This is a genomic window from Pseudomonas sp. CFSAN084952, from assembly GCF_009648855.1.
Lineage (GTDB): Bacteria > Pseudomonadota > Gammaproteobacteria > Pseudomonadales > Pseudomonadaceae > Aquipseudomonas > Aquipseudomonas paracarnis.
Genome location: NZ_CP045767.1, coordinates 2,543,177 through 2,562,420 on the forward strand (window position 1 = coordinate 2,543,177; position 19,244 = coordinate 2,562,420).

Annotated in this window: 3 protein-coding genes; all 3 read right to left on the reverse strand. The window is 58.7% G+C overall.

What is annotated here, in order from left to right:
- Window positions 1-5: 5 nt before the first annotated feature.
- The 3 genes from GH769_RS11485 to GH769_RS11495 are packed head-to-tail and all read right to left on the reverse strand — an operon-like array spanning window position 6 to window position 19,096.
- A complete protein-coding gene (locus tag GH769_RS11485) occupies window positions 6-278 on the reverse strand; it encodes a colicin immunity domain-containing protein (protein WP_032902389.1) in 273 nt (90 codons plus the stop codon).
- Complete coding sequence (locus tag GH769_RS11490; protein ID WP_081036815.1) at window positions 275-17,341, reverse strand: hemagglutinin repeat-containing protein; 17,067 nt, start codon at window positions 17,339-17,341, stop codon at window positions 275-277. Before GH769_RS11490 ends, GH769_RS11485 begins: the two co-directional genes overlap by 4 nt.
- 33 nt (window positions 17,342-17,374) lie before the next feature.
- Complete coding sequence (locus GH769_RS11495) at window positions 17,375-19,096, reverse strand: ShlB/FhaC/HecB family hemolysin secretion/activation protein (protein WP_032902391.1); 1,722 nt, start codon at window positions 19,094-19,096, stop codon at window positions 17,375-17,377.
- Window positions 19,097-19,244 lie beyond the last annotated feature (148 nt).

Below are 19,244 nucleotides of genomic sequence, written 5' to 3' on the forward strand. Positions count from 1 at the left end.
ACCAACTAATCAGCGACTATTTTTTGCAGCAAGCTTGCGACTTCAACTCTAAGTCTTTCATCGTCAAATTCATACTCTTCCCTTGATTCTTTTGGTTCGTACATATCCGCAGCACAAAAGATACTGGACAAGCACTCGCTCAACGAAGGCTCATCAAGCTGAAGGACATTGCTATCCCGCTCAATTTTCCAAAGCTCAATATACGCTTCAGAAAAAATTTCGGCTTTCAGCCTTCCCGCTACATACGATCTTGCAAATTCCAAGATAGTAAGACTCATCGCAGAACTCCATTTTTAATAAAGTTTTCAAACTGCTGAGTTCCCGGTGAGAGCTTAAAGCCCGTCACAAAATTTCCTGACGCATCGAGCACAACAGCGTTGTTGGTAGTCGAATTAAAGAACACTTTGGAGTCTTTTACAAATCCGTATGTGCCTTGCTGAGTCGTAGAAGGGGACCCCATGTGAGTTTTGATTGCAGACTCATACTGAGCAAGAGTTTCAGGATTTTTCTTTGTAGTCACCACACCAAAATCAGAAGCATGCTTGAATTTTTTATCGAGCTGCTTCTGGGTAACGCTAGTTAATGACTCAGCAACGCTATTACCTTTTGCACCGTTCTCCTCACTGTACATGTTTCCCGGATCAAGTCGATGCTCCGGCGTCACATACTTGCCATCATCCTGTCGCCCGTCCAGCGGCGTCCCACCGGTATGAACCGTCGGAGCAACCACACTGCCATCACCAAATCCGCCACTGCTCGGATGCACGGCGATGTCAGTCAGGATCGGATTGACCAGACTGCGATTGCTAGGATCAAGCAGGTGGATCGGGAATGCCGTACCGACAATCACATCCCAGATCAGTATGCTGCTTTTCATGCTTTGCGCAGCATTCTCTCCAGTTTTGGCTGCTGCCTCAACCATGGAGTTTGCCGCAATACGCAAGTTTTCCTGAGTGGTTGGGTTAGCTGCAACTAACGCGCCTCCTATGGCTGTGATGCCCGCCATAGCGAGAGGTATCGCCGGTAAGAAGTTATTTTCTCCATGACCGCTTTTATTCAAGCTCGTTAGCAACGTCAACACTTGCTGAGCTTTTTGCGGGTCGTCTCCTGCTATCTGAGTGATCTTATCTGCCAGTGCTTGAGTTTCAGGAGAGTGGTCGTTATTTGTGATATTGCCAAGCACTCGGTTGACGATAGCGGACCGTTCGTCTACGTGGCGACTACCTAGCTGCCTAAAAGCAGCCTTGCCTTCCATCATGCGGCCAACCCAATCAGGGTTTGTGCCTTGCGCAATCTCCGAACCAGCGCCGAGCAGGTCCACCATCTGGAAAATCGTCTCTTCGGTTCTGTCACCTAACTTGGCGGCGTCGGTTTTCCATTGTTCTAATGTTGCCTTTGGGGATGTCACCGCTTTCAACGAAGAGTCAGTTACATACAGATCCGTACGTTTTTCCTGGTCCTTGGTAACTTCGTAAGCCTTATCAACATCGCGATTGAGCCCCGTCACTGCAGATGTAGCATCGCCCACATCCCGCACAACGATCTCACCCGCGCCCACTGTCGCGCGGACTGATTGCTCGCGGTCCTTATCGTACTTCCAGCCAGTAACACTCCACCCCGTCTGCCCCGTCTTGCCTTTACCGACCTGGCTCGGATCCTGGGTAGTGCTTTCACCGTTTTTATAGGTGCCACCGACGTTCAAGTAATACCCGTGCTCTTTATCTTCTCCAGAGATGTCTCTGAACCCCAGCGTGCCGGTGTCCAGTTTCAAGTTGCCATTGTCCGAAGCGATTAAAGCGCCATCGAGTTGTGTGTGCTTCTCCGTACGGATATCCAGCTTGTCGCTGGCGGTGATCCGCGTCTGGTCTTCGACCCAATTGGTTTTTCCAGAGGTCTGACCGTAACCAACCGAACCGCTGACACCGGCGCCCGGCCCGATGGTGACGGTGACACTTACATCAAATTCTTTGCCTTTGACTTTGCCGGTGTCTGGGACAGAAGAAACATTCAGGTCACCGCCGACCCGGCCAATGACTTTATCTCCCCGTAAGTCGGCACCTGCGACCTGGGTATCGCGGCCGCTCTCGAAGCCCAAACGATCTGCAGCATAGAGATAGGCATCCTGTTGACGCTGCCCTTCCCGGTCCAGGTTCCCTTTGCCCATGCTGACGCTGGCATAAACGCCGACCCCCTCATTACCAAAGGTAAACCCGACTTCGCCACCACCACTGTTTCTATTACTGTCGCTTGAACTGTCGTTCTGCGCAGCACGGATGCTCAAGTCGTTTCCTGCCTTGAGATCGATGTCGCGACCAGCCTTGGCTTGCGTACCTACCAGGCTCAGGTCATTGCTCGCGTTCAGGTTAATATCGCGCCCGGCCTGAGCTGTCGTGACGGTAGAAGTACCGTTACGACCCTTCTCACTAGCAACGCCATGGCTCCCACCTACGCCTAACTTTATGCCACCACTGGTACCGCCATGGATGCCACCCCAGCTCTGACTCTCACTGTCATTTTGGTTAATGCTGCCCTTCGCTACATCAAGCGAAACATCCCGACCTTTGATGTTGATATCACGGCTGGCATTCAACTGGCCGCCGCTGATGGCCACATCATTCCCGGCGACCAAGTTGAGATCTTTACCGGCCTTCAGGGTCGATGAGCGATTGGTCTCTTCAATCAGCTGCGTGCTGGTGCTGTGCTTGCTATTGCCGAATTTTACGTCCCCAGTAGGACCAGCAAGGAATTGGCCGACTGCATCAACACCTTTCAGCGTACTGGAGCCCTTGCTGATGTTGTCCTCTCCCTTCCCGGCCCCGCTCACCGCATCCTTGGTGTTGCCATAGTTGTGGTTGATAGCCACACTCAACCCGTTACGCTCCGTCTCCCGCTGCTGCTCCATCAGCAAACGCTCACGCGCCGCATCGATGTTGATATCCCGCCCGGCCGTCAGCTCAGCATCATTGGCAGCCGATATATCCGACCCACGCTGGTTGATATCGCGCTTGGCATTGATCGCCAAATCTTGCCCTGCATTGATCTGGCTGGCGGCTGCTGTTTGCTGCTCAAGTCTATTTTTCTCTGCACTTTTATCAGCGCCCACAAACAAGGTCACACCATTGGCGTCACTCGATACGCCAATACCGGTCTGTTTGCTTTTTTGCCAATCGCGCTCACTGGTACTGCTTTGGGCCGCAAGTACATTGACATCGCGCCCCGCATTGAGACTGACATCACGCCCGGCGCTGACCCCACTGCCCACCAAGTTAATATCTCGCTCGGCGTGCAAGTTCGCATCACGATCCGCGGACACCTGGCTCCCCACGCTGGTGCTACTTTGGGCTTCCTGGCCAGCTTTTTTGGCCGAGGAGATCGCAATAAACCCACCCGAGATCGAGCCGGTTTTCTTCTCGTATTTTTCACTACGGCTATAGGCGGTGTCGTTAGCAGAGACGAGGTTGATATCGCCCGTTTCCTTGACCAGTCCAGACCTCAACTCGACATCATTTTCTGCACTGATCTCACTGGCCCGCACCCGTACATCATTACCCGCCGCCACCACAACATCATTGCCCGCCTCCAACTCACTGCCCACTTGGCTGGCAGTGGTCTTCAACTGGCTCTTGCCGCTTTTGGACAGCCCCAGGAATCCAGACTTGGTCTTCTTGCTGTAGGAGCCATGTTCCTCGACACCCGACAACACCGCGACGTCCCCCGTGGACCCCAGCAACATGTCCCCACCAGCCTTCAACTGGCTGCCGATCACGGTGACGTCACGCCCGCCGTCGATGCTCATCCCGCCATCAGGCTTCTTGGTGGTATTGATGGTCAGGTCTTTACCGGCTTCAACGACCGAGGCCACGTTGGTGCTGTCGTAACTCTCCCGCTGTTGGCTTTTGCTACGACCGAATGAGCCCTTGCTCTTTTTCGAGTAGAACGAAGCGTCTTCGTCCAGTGCCGACAGGATGCTCACATCGCGCTGTGCATCGAGGGTCACGTTGCCGCCCCCGGCAATCCGGCTGGCGGTGAGTTCCAGGTCTTTACCGGCATTGAGCGACACATCGCCGCCGGCCGTCAGCACGCTGGAAACCTGGCTGATGTGGTCCTTGGACTGGGTGACCTTCTTGGACTTGCTGGAGGAATGCTGTTCGTCGGCGGCCGACGAAATGCTCAGGTTTTCGGTGGTCGTAATGCTCAAGTCACGCTTGGCGTCGATGCGGCTGGCAATGGCGCTGAAGTCACGCCCTGCCGATACCTTGAGGTCACGGCCTGCCTCCACGCTGGCACCGTTTTGCGTCACGGTTTCGGTGCGCAGGCGGCTGCCCAGATCCAAGCCATTGCGTTGCTCAACGGCATCGATGTGCACATCGCGGCCAGCGACCAATGTGGTGTCACGTCCGCTTTGCAGTACGCCACCGGTATTGGCGATGTCACGACCTGCATTCATCGTCAGGTCATTAGCTGCCTCGATGCGTGACGCACTGTCGAGATAGTCGCGGCGCTCAGCGGTACCGTTGCCGGTACGGGTTACTGCACGGTCGTTGATCACATCACCCTTGATCGCCGTCAGCGTGACATCGCGTCCGGCGATGATGCCGCCGGACTTGTTGACGATGTTGTTACCCGCCAGCAGGTCGAGGCGGTTGCCGGCTTCGATCAAGCCGCTGTTGATCAGGTCATTGCCCGCTTTGGCGGACAGGTTGTTGGTGGCACGCAGGGTCCCGGCGTTCTCCAGGTTTTCGCCGGCGATCAGGTTAAGGTCGTTGCCTGCGATCAATGCGCCATTGGGTGCAAGACGATTGTCGGCCTGGGCCATGTACAGCACCGGCACCAGCACCTTTTCACCGTTCACTTCGTGCTGTTCGAGCCAGACGATGTCATGGGTCAGCGCCGCGACCTGTTGCGAGGTCAAGGTAACGCCCACTGCCAGGTTCAGTTGCTGCTTGCTCTGGATCGCATTGTCCATCAGGTACTTGAACAGCTTTTCGTCGGTGTTCTGGCCGTCGATAAAACGCTGCCCTGTGCGTGCTTGCACGGCCTGCTGGATCAAGCGTTGTTCATAGAGCCCGTCGCCCAGGCGCTTGGCACTTTCGTCCGGGTTGTAACCCAGCCCTGCGAGCAAGTAGTCGGAGCTCATGAACTGCTTGAGGTCGGTGAGCACCGGGTTGGTTTCGATCAGGTATTTATGTGGTTGCGACTTTGGCGCGGTAGGCGTGAAGCCTTGCACGCGGTTGATGGTCTGGCTGGCGACCGGAGTGGTTTGCGCCAGCGCATTGACCGGCTGGGCAATCACCTCCGCGACCTGGGTTGGGCTGCTGCCCGCACCTTGTGCGACGGGTGTGTTCACCACCGGCTGCACGCCTGGCATAACCGGCGTCACGCCAGGGATGTTCAACGTCGGCCGAGCGGGCTCGCCCGGTGTGGCGACCTGAACGTGGGTGTCCCTTTGGGTCAGCGCCAGGTCTGGCTGATCCGCAGGCCCTGTGACCTTCGCCACTGGCGGCGTTGAACCGCTGGACGGATCTTGGGCGTTGATACCGTCGCCCCGGGCGATTTCACCTGGGGTGATCTGGCTGGGCGTCCAGCCACTGCCGTTGGCCACATCGCCGGCCCCGGCAACGTTAAGTGTTCTGGTGGTGGCGGTGACACCACTGACCTGACGTGCAGTGGAGTCCACCTGACGCGTAGCTGCGCCCTGTTGAGTGACGCTTTTGAAATCGAAGGTGCGCGTTTCAAGCGCCGGTTGTGCATCCTGGCGTTGAGCCAGGCCGAGGGTCGCACCGCCCATGGTCCAGCTTTGTGGGCCACTGGTGGCTTGGGTGGCCTGGGCATCCTCACCCGCCCGGCTACTGAGGCGGAACAGTCCGTGAGTGCCCGTGGGCAAGGTGAACCCGCGTAGCGTCAAGGGGTTGACTTGTTGTTGGGCCAAGTCCGGTGGCAGCTGCGCATTCAAGTCGATTGCAACAACAGCATTATTGACTGGACGAGTGGCATCAAACCCACGTCCGGAACCTGACGATATCGGCTGGCCCTCTTGGATGACACTGTTGACCAGATTCTTGCTGGCATTGATTTGAACCGCACCGCCAGCCTGAACGATGGCTTGGGCAGTGCCTGCACTGCCGGGCTTGGAGATCATCCGCTGATCGTAGAAATTGACTCCACTCAGAGTGGCCGGTAATGCCGACCTGGTGCCCGCGTTGTAGGCTGGCGCAGGAAACAGGGCTTGGAAATTGACATTGAAGGTCGTGTACGTTTTCCAACCAAACGTCAGGTTGGTTTGTCGCTGAGCCGTCCCCCCCATTCTTGTGTAGGGCGTCACCATCGACTCGTTCCAGTTTTGATCCCAGAAATGCAGGGTTCCCGCGCGTCTCGAACCGGAGCCTTGAAGCGTATAGGACGGATCATTCGCAGCGTTGTAATCCATGATCGAACGCCAGAAACGGGAGATATTCTTGTCTTCCTTGAGGTTAGGAAGGTCGAAAGACTTGAGAACCGAATACTTTCCTAATGTGGCGCCAACGTTACTGAAGTTTTCCAGCGCAGCACTGATATTGCCGGTGGCCGAAATAACCGAGGCAGAGTTCAACAGGCTACGTCCCTGAACATCCAGGTTCCTGCCGGACGAGATGCTTGCGGACACCGACTCCGCATCCACCTTGGACTCATATTCTTCCATCAGCACCATGTGCCCGGCCCGTGCCGACGTGCCTCTCATCCCGATAGCGCCGGAAACCAATGTCGATGAAACATTGAAGAATTCTTTTTTGTTTTCTATCGCGCCCACATGGAGCGTCATATCGCCCGCGCTTTCCAGGTTGGCCGAAATATTGTTCAGGGTGCCCGCCCAATTGCCCTGTATATCCCGGGCGACAAAGAGTTTGCCCAGGCTGTAAACATCCGCGTTTTTATTGGTAAAACTCTCGGCCAGCAGCGACATGTCACCACCGCTGATGATCGCGCCGCGCTCGTTGAGCAAGGTCTGCGTGTCAATCAGCATGCCCTCACTGCTGCCAAGAGTGCCCGCGTTAGTCAGCGCTCCAGCACTGATCGCCAAATTGCCCATGGCGCTGATACGGCCCGAGTTAGTCATTTGGCCTGCGACGCTGATGGTAGCCCCCCGGCCCCCCGTAATACTTGAAGCAGCATCAAGGTTTAACGAAGCGGCGCCGACGTTCAGGGTATCTACGCTGCTGATACGCCCACTGCCGCCGTAGGTCCCCGTTAGCCCCAGGCTGAGCGTGCCATCACTGGCAATCAACCCGTTATTCACCCAACTGCCACCCTTACCTTCCAGGTGCGTCGAAGCCAGCAACTGCCCGGTTTCCGTCTGGGTAAAGTGATTGACGTTGACGTTCAATCGCCCTGCCTGAATGACACTGGTGTTGGTCCAGGTATCCGCGTTCAGAGTCAGGCCACCACGAGTTACAACAGTGCCGCCCGCGCCGGTTACGTTGGGCAACGAGATGTCGAATGTGCCCTCACCCACATGCAGCAATTGGCCGCCGTTGTTCTGGAAGCTGGCGGCCGCCAGGGTCAGGTCCTGGTTGGCGGTTTCCACGGCGCCGTTACGGTTGTCGAACACGCTGCCGATCTGGAACTCTGTCTTGCCGGCGCGTCCCAGGGCGCGCAACTTGCCGCCCTGGTTATCGATGGCGTTGGCGGCCACGGTCAGGTTGTTGGTGCTTTCGATCAGGCCGTTGTGGTTGGTCAGTTGACCATCGAGGCCAAGCGCGATCTGGTCACCGGCAATCTGGCCGGCGCTGTTTTCCAGGGCGCTGCCATTGATGCGCATCAGGCCCTTGGCATACAACGCGCCCTGCTGGTTATTGAGGGTGGCAACCGTCAGCCATGCATCGCTGGTTTGCGCGCCGAGATAGCCGCCCTGATTATCGAATTGACCGGCATTGAGTAGAAGGCGCTGGCCTTGAATCAAGCCGCCCTTGGGGCTGCCATTGAGGTCATGGCCATTGCGAAGCACTCCCACCACACCGGCTTCAATGGCGCCCTTGAGACTGGCGAGCACACCGCTACGGTTGTCGAGGTTCCCGGCCTTGAGGTGCACGTCACCGGTCTGGCTGATGATATTGCCGCCTTGGTTGTCGAGATGGCCATTGACCTCGACACGCAGGCCGTTCTGCCCCTGCAACTTGCCCTGCGCGTTCGTCAGGCCAAAGGCGTTGATGCGCAGGTCGCCGTCCTGGCTGTAGATCAAACCGTCAGCGTTGTTTTGAACGATGGCGCTGGCATCAATGGCCAGCGGACCTTTGGCCGCGACGGTGCCGCCTTGGCTGTTGTTCAGGCCGCCCATGGCCAATGACAGGCGTCCCTGGCTGGCCAGTTGGCCGCCTCGGTTATCCACCTCGATGGCGCGCTGGAGTACCAACGACCCAGTGCCTGCGATCTTGCCGTTGACGTTGCCAAGGTTGCCTTGCAGGTTGAGCACCAGATGGTCGTTACCCATCAGCGAGCCACCGGTGTTGAGCAAGTTGCCACCCAGGAAGTTCAGGTTGCGCAGGGCCGTGATATTACCGGCACTGTTGTCGAGGTCGGCCGCGCTCAGATCCAGCGTCGAGCCGCTGTCGATCAACCCACCTTGGGTGTTGTTCAATGCGCCAATTACGTTCAAGGTCTGCTGCGCGCCGCTGGAGATAACACCTTTGTTGCTGTTATCCAGGCTCGCGGCGCTGACACTCAACTGCCCTTGGCTGGCCAACGCCCCTTCGCCACTGTTGAGCAAGCTGCCACTGAGGCGCACGTCAAGGTCGCCGTTGCGACTGGACAGCGTGCCTTTGTCACGGTTATTCAAGTGAGTGCCGATCAGGTTGAGGCCCTGCCAACCCGATATCAGGCCGCCGCGGTTAACCACGTCGCCTGCATTGAGCGTGAGTAACTGTTGGCTGATAAGCGTGCCGGCGCTGTTGTCCAGGCTGCGCCCCGTCAAGCTAAGTGCATTTTGGCTGGACAGTTCGCCGCCCTGGTTTTGCAGGTCGCGTAGGCGTTTTAAGGTCAACGGGCCTTTGGCAAAGATCAGGCCCTTGCGGTTATCCAGATCACCGTTTGCCAAGTCGACGCTCAGGCGCTGCTCACCTATCAACCTGCCGCCACGCAAGGCCATGGACGTGAGCGTGAGGTCCATATCACCCTTGGCCGATACCTCGCCGGCGTCACTGGCGTCTAAACTCAGGGCATTGAGTTCCAGGCTGCCCTGGCTGTTGATCAGGCCTTTGGCGCTGTTGTCCACGGCCAACGCATTGAGCGTCAGCGCGCTGGTACCCAGCAGGCTCCCGCCCTGGTTATTGAAGTTGCCCGCGTTGACTGTCAATGCCTGCGCGGCGTTGATCAAACCTTGTTGCCCGTTGCTCAGCAGCCCAGTGCTGGTCAATTCAAGGCCACCACGGCTGGTGAGCGTACCGCCGCTGTTATCGACCACGGCCGCTTGCGCACTCAGGCTTGCACCTGCAACCAAACCCTTGATGTTAGTGAGTACCTGGTCGATACGCAGTGTCAGGCCCTGGTTGCTGAGCAGGCGACCACCGCTGTTATTCAGGTTGCGCGCCACGATATTGAAGGCCTGGCCACTGGAGATTTCACCGGCCTGGTTGTTCACACCATTGAGATGGTTGAGCACCAGCGGCCCGGTCGCGTTGATGAGGCCCTGCTGGTTGTTGAGCTGGCCATTGTTCAGGTCCAGGGTCAGGCCCGCGTTGCTGAACAGCTTGCCACCTTGTTGATCAAGCCCATCGACGCTGGCCGTCAGGACCTGGGCACTGCCGATGTTGCCGGCGCTGTTGTTCAGTAGCCCAGCCTTCAGCTCCAAGGTGTCGCCACTGGTGAGACGGCCCCCAGTGTTATCCAGCGCGCCAGTGGTTACACTGACCGCCCCTTTGCCACTGAGCACGCCCTTCTGGTTCCCCAGGCTAGCGCTGCGCAGTTGCAGCGTGCTGTCAGTCACGAGCTCACCGCCCTCGTTGTCCAGAGCCCCCTGCGAACCCAGCACCAACGCGTCGGCGCTGGAAATCCGCCCCTGACGGTTGACTACGCTCGCCGCATCGACGCTCAGGCGCCCTTCACTGTTGAGCACGCCTTGAGTGTTATTCAGCTCCCCTTTCAGCTCAAGTTGCAGAAGCTGCTGGGCGAGCAGTTTGCCGTTGCTGTTGTCCAGGTCCTGAGCGCTCAGCATCAGCCGCTGAGTGTTGAGCTGGCCTTGGTTGCGATTAAGCAGCTGGGTGAGCGTAAGGTTCAAGGATTGCCCGGCCAGCACACGACCCGCATCGCTGTTATCCAAGGTGTGCCCTGTAACGGTCAGGTCGGCGTTGGTCGATAGTTCGCCACCACGGTTGTCGACCCGATCGACCAGCAGTTTCACCGCCTTATCGGCGCCAACCAGGCCTTTGCGGTTGTCCAGGACCGCACCACGCACATCCACGGCTGTGGTGCTGATGAGTTGACCGCCGCGGTTATCGACCTGATCGATATCAACCGTCACCAAGGCTTTGCCCGATACATCACCGTCACGGTTGTCGAGTCGAGCGGAAGACAGCCGCATGGCGCCGTCGGCAATCAGCGTTCCGCGCTGGTTATCAAGTGCCTGTGTGGCAGAAACGTCCATGACGCCACGACTGTTGAGCAAACCATCAGTGTTGTCCAAGCGAGCACTGTTGGCGTTGAGGGCGGCTGCGCTGATCGCACCTTTGGCGTTGCCCAAAGCGTCTTGAATCTGCAGGATCAGGCCCTGGTTACTGATCAGCTTGCCACCGCCGTTATCCAGGTTGCGAGCCGCCAGCACGAAGGCTTGCTGGCTGGAAATTTCGCCGCGCTGGTTATTGATATCAGCCAGGTTTTTCAACATCAGCAGCGGACTATTGATCAGGCCACCCACGTTGCTCAGTTGGCCGTGGTTCAGGTCCAGGTCGAGCTGGGTGTTGCTGAACAGTTCACCGCCCTGTTGATTCAGGCCGGTGATCGCGGCGGTAAGATTTTTACTGCTGGCGATACGTCCGCTGTTGGCCACCTGGGTGGCTGCCAGGTCCAGGCGATCAGCGCTGGTGATACGGCCAGTGTTGTTCAGCGTGCCGGTGGCCAGGGTCAGCGCGCCACGGCTGTTGAGCAGGCCTTTGGGGCCGTTGTCCAGGCTCGCGCTGGTGAGCGTCAGGGCGGCATCGGTCTCCATGACGCCGCCCTGGTTGGTGATAGCACCGCTGGCAGCAAGTGTGAGCGCACCCGCCGAAGAGACGGCACCCGCGTCGTTGTTGAGCGTCGCGCTGCTCACCTGCAGGGTACCTTCGCTGCTGATTTTGCCCAGCTGGTTATCCAGCCGACCATCCAGTTCAGTGCCGGGAATGGCGACCAGCGACATGCTCAGCGATTGCTGGCCCGCGAAAGTGCCTTGGCCGTTATCCAGGCGCGCGCCGTTGAAGCGGTTGTCCCGGGCGAAAATCATCCCTTGGGCCTGGTTGATCACATGGGCCACGGCCAGTTCCAATGCGGTACCGGCGATCAGTTTGCCCGCGCTGTTATCCAGGTGCTGCGCCTTGAAGTCGATGCTGCTCTGGCTGGAAATCTCGCCCGCACGGTTATCAATGGCGTCGACCGTCAGTTTCAGCGCTTTTGTGGCGCCTACCAGGCCGCCATCGCGATTGTCCAGGGAGGCCCCGCTCAAGCTCAGCTCGTCCTGGGCAACCAGTTCACCGCCCTGTTGGGCCAGTACACCGATAGTTGCCTGTAGATCCGCCTGGCTGGCGATTCGGCCAGCCGCGTTTTGCACATTATCGGCAGTCAGTCGCAGGGGCCCTGCTGCACTCACCAGCCCCTTCTGATTACGCAATTGTTGTCCGGAGAAGCTCAGGGCCGCTTTGCTGCTGAGCGAACCTTGCTGATTGTCCAACTCACCCACATTGAGCTGAAGGTCCTTCTGGGCAAGGATCACACCACCACGGTTGTCGACGTTGGCGCTGTGCAGCGTCAACAGGTCCTGCCCGGTCAGCCGCCCTTCGCGGTTATCCAGACGACCGGCACGCAGTTCCATCGCGCCTTTGGCCAACACTTGCCCTTTGGCCTGATTGTCCAGTAACCCATCAATCGTGGCCTTGAGTTGGCCGTCGCTGCCCAGTTTCCCGGCCTGGCGGTTATCCAGACTGGCGGCCTGCACGTTCAACGAGGTGCCGGCCCCGAGCGTGCCGGCCTGATTATTCAGCGCGCCCTTGACCTTCACATCCAGGCTGACATCACCGAGCACCTGCCCGGCAGTGTTATCCAAACTGGCCGCCTTCAGCTGCGTGTGGCCTGCGCTGACGATTTCGCCCTGGTCGTTAAGCAGGTCCTCATTGACCACCAGGCGCGCATCCAGAGCGCTGCTGACCTTGCCTTCACGGTTGTCCAGGCGCGAGGCACCCAGCTCGACACCGGCGGCTGAAATCAGCCCTTTGACGTTAAGCAACGCCTGTTCGATTTTGAGGGTCAAGCCTTGGTCGCTGAGTAAGTTGCCGCCGCTGTTGTCCAGGGTGTCGGCACGCAAGGCAAAGGCCTTGGCGCTGGAAATTTCACCGTTACGGTTGTCGACGCGTTTGAGGTTTTTGAGCAACAACTGCCCTGGCGCATTGATAAAGCCATCGGCGTTATTCAAGTGCCCCTGGTTCATGTCCAGGGTCAGTTCGCTGTTGCTGTAAAACTCACCGGCTCCGCGCTGGTCAAGGCTGCTGAGGCTGGCGTTGAGCGCCTGGCCACTGGCGATACGGCCCTCGAAGCGGTTGTCTACGTCGGTCGCTGTCAGGTTGAGGCGATCAGCGCTGGTGACACGGCCTTGATGTTGGTTAAGCAATACACCTGTGGTCAGTTGCAGCGCACCGTCAGCCACAATGCGCCCTTGGCTGTTGTCGACACTGCCTGCATTTACCGTCGCCGTATCAGCGCTGAGCACCTCGCCGTTCTGATTGGCAAGGGCATTGGCGGCGCTCAACAGTAACGCCCCGCCGCTGCTGATACGCCCGCCGTTGTTGCCAAAGCTGGCGCTGCGCAGTTGCAAGGCGGCGTCGCTGCGCATGACGCCTTGGCTGTTGTCAGCCTGCCCGGCCAGGGTCACGTCCAGGTTGCGTTTGGCGTAGACACTGCCTTGGGCGCTGTTATCCAGGCTGGTTGCCTTGAGGTTGACATCCTGCTGCGCAGAAATCAGGCCCTTGAGCTGGTTGTTCAGCCTGGCGAGCGTCAGCTGGAGCGTACTATTGGCCAGTACGCGACCGGCATTGCTGTTGTCCAGCTCACGGCCCATCATCGTCAGTTCGGTAACGCTGGAAACTTCACCCCCTCGGTTGTCCAGCTTGCCGATGGACAGGTTCATGGCTTTACCCGAATTGAGCAACCCGGCCTGACGGTTGTCCAGCTCGTCCCCCTTGACTTGCAACTGCCCGACCGACGTGATGCTGCCACCTCGGTTATCCACGCTACCCACCACAAGGTGCGCCTCACCCTTGCTGGTCAGACGGCCCTTGGACTGGTTGTCCAGGCTGGCAGCATTGACCGTCAGCATCTGACCGGCAGCTAGCGTGCCTTTGTCATTGTTGACCGCGCCGTGGCTGGTCAAGATCAAGCGGTTATCGCCCTGGATGCGCCCTTGACTGTTGTTCAGCGCAGCCACTTCGACTGTCGAGTGCTGACCCAGCAATTCACCGTTGCGATTGTCCAGCACACCTTCTACGCCGAGGTTCAGGTCGGAAACGGCACTCAGTTTGCCGCCCTGGTTGTCCAGGCTGGCGCTGCTGACCTGCAAGGCTGCCGCGGAAATCAGGCCACGGGTGTTATCCAGTGCCTGGGCGATTCGCAGGGTCAAGGCTTGTTGGCTGAGTAACTTGCCGTCCGCTGTGTTCAAGGCGGTTGCCGCCAGCTCAAAGGCGTGGGCGCTGGAAATTTCACCGCCCTGGTTATCGACGCTGCCCAGTTGCTTGAGCAGCAATTGCCCCGGCGCGTTGATCAAACCACTGTTATTGTTTAGGTAACCACCTTGCATATCCAGGCTTGCATCGGCTTGGCTTGCGACATGCCCGTTACGGCTGTTGTCCAGTGCAGTAACGGTCATCCCCAACTGAGTGGCACTGCGCAGTTCTCCGCCTTGGTTGCTCAGGTTGCCCGTTGCAATCTTCAGCTCGCCAGCACTCGATAGCGTTGCGTCATCGTTGGTTAAACCACCGGCATTGATGGTCAGGCGAGCATCGCTGCGCAGCGTGCCTTGGGCGTTGTTCAACTGACCGCCAACATCGACGCCCAGTTGGTGTTTGGCGTACAGGCTACCGCCCGCGCGGTTATCGATGCCTTGTGCACTGATCTGTACCTGCTGAGCGGCAATACGACCGTTGAGCGAGTTGTTCAAGTCAGCAACGTTCACCTGCAAGTCAGTGCCGGCGCTCACCAGCCCCGCTTGGTTGAGCATATTCGCGGCTATACGCGCCGTCAGCGAAGCATCGCTGGTCAGGGTGCCCTGACGGTTATCCAGGCTGGCGCTGTTGACTGTCACGCTTTGCCCGGCGGCCAATGTGCCGGCCTGGTTGCTGATCGCGCCACCCGCTTGGAGCACCAGCGTTCCATCACCCTGCACCAGGCCCTGGTCGTTATTGAGCGTCCCAACCCCAAGCACCAGGTGCTTGCCTAGCACCTTCGCGCTGCGGTTATCCAGCTCGCCATCGACTTGCAGGTTGAGGCCCTCCACCGCAGCGAGTCGACCGGCCTGGTTAATCAGTGTGCCCGCACGTACCTCCAGGGCCTTGGCGGTTAACCCACCTTTGGTATTGTCCAGGGCGCGGGCAATGCGCACGCTCAAGGCTTGCTCGCTGAGCAACTTGCCGGCGCTGTTATTGAGTTGATCCGCATTCAGATCGAAGGCTTGGGTGCTGGAGATTTCGCCGCCCTGGTTATCGACGCTGTTCAGTTGAGTCAGCAACAACTGGCCTGGGGAGTTGATCAAGCCGCCTTGGTTGTTGAGGTGACCCCGATTGAGGTTCAGGCTCAAATCGCCTTGGCTGAAGAGTTGGCCGCCATTGCTGTTGTCCAGGTGACCTACGGTCAACTGTGCGCCTGAATCGGCACTGAAACTTCCGCTTTGATTGGCGAGCAAACCACCCACCCGGGCGTTAAGCCGATCACGGCTGTGAACTCGACCGCGTTGGTCGTTGAGCAAACTGGCAACGTCAATATCCAGGCCGCTGGCTGCAATCTGACCGGCACCATTGTTCAGTGCCTGGGCGATACGCAAGCCCAAGGCTTGATCACTGAGCAGCTTGCCAGCGCGGTTGTCGAGGCTGTTCGCCGCGACGCTAAACCCACGGGCACTGGAAATCTCGCCACTGCGGTTGTCGACGCTATTGAGATTATTCAGCGCCAGCTGGCCACTGGCATTGATCAAACCTGCATCGTGGTTGTCGAGGTGGCCGTTGCTCAGGTCCAGGGTTAGGTCGCTATTGCTGTAAATGCGCCCTTGGTCATGCTGGTCGAGGCTGGTGACACGGGCATTGAGAGCCTTGGCGCTGTAGATTGATCCACCTTGGCTGTTATTGACCGGGCCGGCCGCCAGTTCAAGGGCGCCACCACTGGCGAGCACGCCATGTTGTTGGTTATCGAAGTTCCCGGCATTGACCTGTGCAGCGGCCCCCGATTCGATGCGGCCCTGCTGCTGATTATCCAACGTGCCGGCGATATTCAGCCCCAGCTCGCCCTGGCTGGTGAGGATGCCTGACTGGCTATTGTCCAGTTGCCCCGCGTTGACCCGCACCATCTGCCCGGCCACCAGGCGACCGTTTTGATTGTTCACCGCCGCGCTGGCATTCAAGCGCAGCGCCTGGCCCGCAGATATCAGGCCGGCGACGTTGTCCAGGCTGTCGACCTGCAAGGTGACGTCAGCAAGGCTTGAGAGCTCGCCCTTGCGATTGACCAACTGCCCGATGCGGCCACTGAGCCCTCGGTCGCCCACCACCAGGCCTGCGTCAGTATTGAGCAACTGCCCGGCATTGAGCTCAAGGCGTGCGGCGCTCAACACGCGGCCTTGCTGTTGGTTATCTAGCGTTTGGGCACTCACTTTGAGCTGGTTCTGCGCGCTAAGGGTGCCGCTGCGGTTGTCGACAGTGCCATCCACATTCACGGCTAGGTCACGACTGGCGATGACGGTCTTGCCGTTGTTATTCAACTGGGCGGCAGTGACGTGGATATCGCCCTGAGCATTGCGCGTCTGATCAGCGTTGACACCCGCTTCGATGACGCCGTTGTTGGTCAACACCCCACCGCTTTGCAGCGCCACGCGATCACGCGCAGCCAGGCTTTTTTGATTGAGCAGGTCGCCTTGCGTCTTCATCTCAAGCACACTGCCCGCCGCGACCACGCCCTGGGCTTCAACGCTGCGGGCCTTCACGTCAATGGCGCCGGCCGCCGTTGTCTGGCCCATGACCACATGGCCACCGGCATCAATCTGAATATCACCGCCAGCGACCATGTCCCCCGACAACTTCACGCCGACACCCGCCTCGGTCCCCACCAGCTTGACTGCGCCCACATACATGCCGCCCAGTGCCGACGAGTCAATCGCCAGATCCGGCGCCTGGCTGCCATCCGCTGCCCGCGCCGTGGCATTCAGGGTGCGAGCGTCGACGTCGTTACGACCGGCGACGATGGTGAGTTTTTTCGCTTGGATCTGCGCGTTGATGGTGGCGGCGCGGGTGATGATTTCGAACTGGTCGACGTTGCTGGCATTCAGGCCGGCGCCTTCGATAGCCACACTGCCCTGGTCCACTTGGTAACGATTGATCTGGCCGTTTTCAATCACGGCTTTACCGGTGGTGAGCGTCGCTTGCGGGGTGTTGATAAAGCCGCAACCGTTACAGCTGATGCCATACGGGTTGGCAACGATCACATGGGCCGACTGCCCGGCCACTTCGGTGTAGCCGCGCAGTTGGCTGGGGCTGCCGCCGTTGACTTCGTTGAGAATGATATTGGCCGCGGTGCCGTGGAGGTTGGGGTTGCCGACAATGATGCCGCCCAGTTGGGTGGACTGGGTACGGTCGGTGGCGTTATTGAGGATGACCCCGTTGGCGCCAACGTTGTAGTCATGAAATTGGTTGTGCGAGAGGCCGTTGGCGTTCGGCGTGGCGATGTTGACGATGGGCACGCCATTGCCCGCTTGTCCGAGCGAAGTACCTGGAGCATTCACCACAATGCCGTCTGCCTGGGCCAGCAACGGGTGCCAGAACATGGCGTTGGCCAGAATCAATGCCAACCCACGTTTAGGCAGCCCCAGGAAATGGGCGCGGCTTTTTACGGCAGCAGAAGGCTGGCGCGCGAGGAATGCGTACTGGCGAACGTCCATGTCATGTCTCGAAGCCCGAAGGCGGTCAAAAATTTAAAGGAAAAAGTCCAGACGGAAATAGATCGGCGCTTCACGGTCCGTGATCGCTTCCGGTCGTTCCAAAGAGTGTGCAAAGGTCACGCTGGCCGCGACGTTCTTGCCGCGCGCAAACAACTCCACCGAGTTGCTGCTCATGCGCCCATGCTGCTCGGCGTTGTAGCGGCCATGGCTGATGACGCCCTGGTCGTAGCCCAGGCTGGTGCCGTATTCAGTGAGCACCGGCTGCATCCAGGCCCAAGTCACCGGCCGACTCCAGCGCAGGTCGTTGCGCCAGTAGCCGCCGCTGTCGCCGGCAAGCATTTGGTCTTTGTAGCCACGAATCGACGACTGCCCGCCGAGGCTCATGCGCTGTGGGCTGAACAACACGTCTTCGCTGTGCTGACCGGTCATCACACTGCTGAAACTGAGGGACTCACCCCACAGTTTGAATGGATACAGATAGCTCACCGTGGCGGTGTACTTGCGGTAGCGCGCATCCGGCTGCCCAGGCTTTGGATCGTGATTGGCCTGGGCATCGAATGCGCCGATGCCGTTTTGCATGCCAAGGTCAATGTTGAGGAATGAACCGCCGATACGCCGACCATGGTTGATACCCACTTGCGCTTCGCTGAGGCGGTTGCTGCTCAAGGCAAGCTTGCTGTCTTCAATGAAATTATTGGTACGAAGGTAGGCGATGCCAGTGTTCAGAGATGTTTTGCTCAACGCATCACGATGGATAACCCGCTCCAGGCGCAACTGGTGATTCTGACTGTCGCCGGTCTGCTTGAACTTGAAGTGGTTGGCCTCGGCCTGGGAGCGGTACTCACTTTCGATGTAGCTGTACGAGAGGTTCCACCAACCGAACGGCAGGCTGTAACTGAGCATCGAATTGCGCGAGGTTTTCTGGTGATCGCTGACGGCATCGTGGCCGCCACGTAGCGAAAGCTGGTCGGCCAGGCCCAACGGATTGTCCCAATCCAGGCTGGCGCCCCACTGCTGCTCACCGGTGCTGCGCTGGCCGCCGTTGTGCCGCGACAGGCCAACACGCCAGGGCTTTTGCGAGGTGTTTTTGACCAGTACATCACTGCCCCCCACGGCCTTGCCCGGCGCCAATTCCATCTGCGCCTGGTTCGACGGCAAGCGGTTCAACTGATCGACCATCTGCTCGATTTCGCGCAGATTGAGCAGTTCGCCCTGCTTGCCGGGGAAGCTCATGGTCAATTGACGGTCAGTGATTCCGCTGCCTTCGGCAGCCTTGAGGCTCTCCAGCTTACCTTCGACCACTTGGATCTTGAGATTGCCGCTGGAAAGGTCTTGCTGCAGCAAATACGCGCGACTGGTGACCAGGCCTTTGGCCAGATAACGGTCGGTGATCACCTTGAGCACCGCGTTGAGTTGCGGCACACCAAGACATTGGCCGAGGTAGGGCTTGATCAGATGAGCTCGCTCACCTTCAGTCAGCGCATCCGCGCCGCCCAGCTCGATGGTTTTGATCGGGAAGCAGCGGGTATCGACAGGTGTTGCCGAGGTTGCCGGCGCGGCGGCTTTACCCGGCAAGTCTTTGAGCTCCTCAAGGCGCCGTTGCTGCTCTTCGAGCAGGCGGTCCTGGCGGTCACGGATCAGGTCGGTGATGCCGGGGGCGTTCTGCGGCGTGGCCGCTTGCGCCCATCCGGAGGTGCCCAGGCAAAAAAAAGCGGACAGCAGGCTTAACCTGGTCCGACGCGGTAAACGCCACACTGTATAGATCCCTCTATATGGCTTTATGCCATCCAATGTGGCGATGATAAGATGTCATTTTGATGGCGTCAATTAACAGTGCAAACTCGTTCAACCCTTCACGCAGAGCGGCTCAGGCGTGAAAATGAAGAGTTTTTGCCCGTTTGAG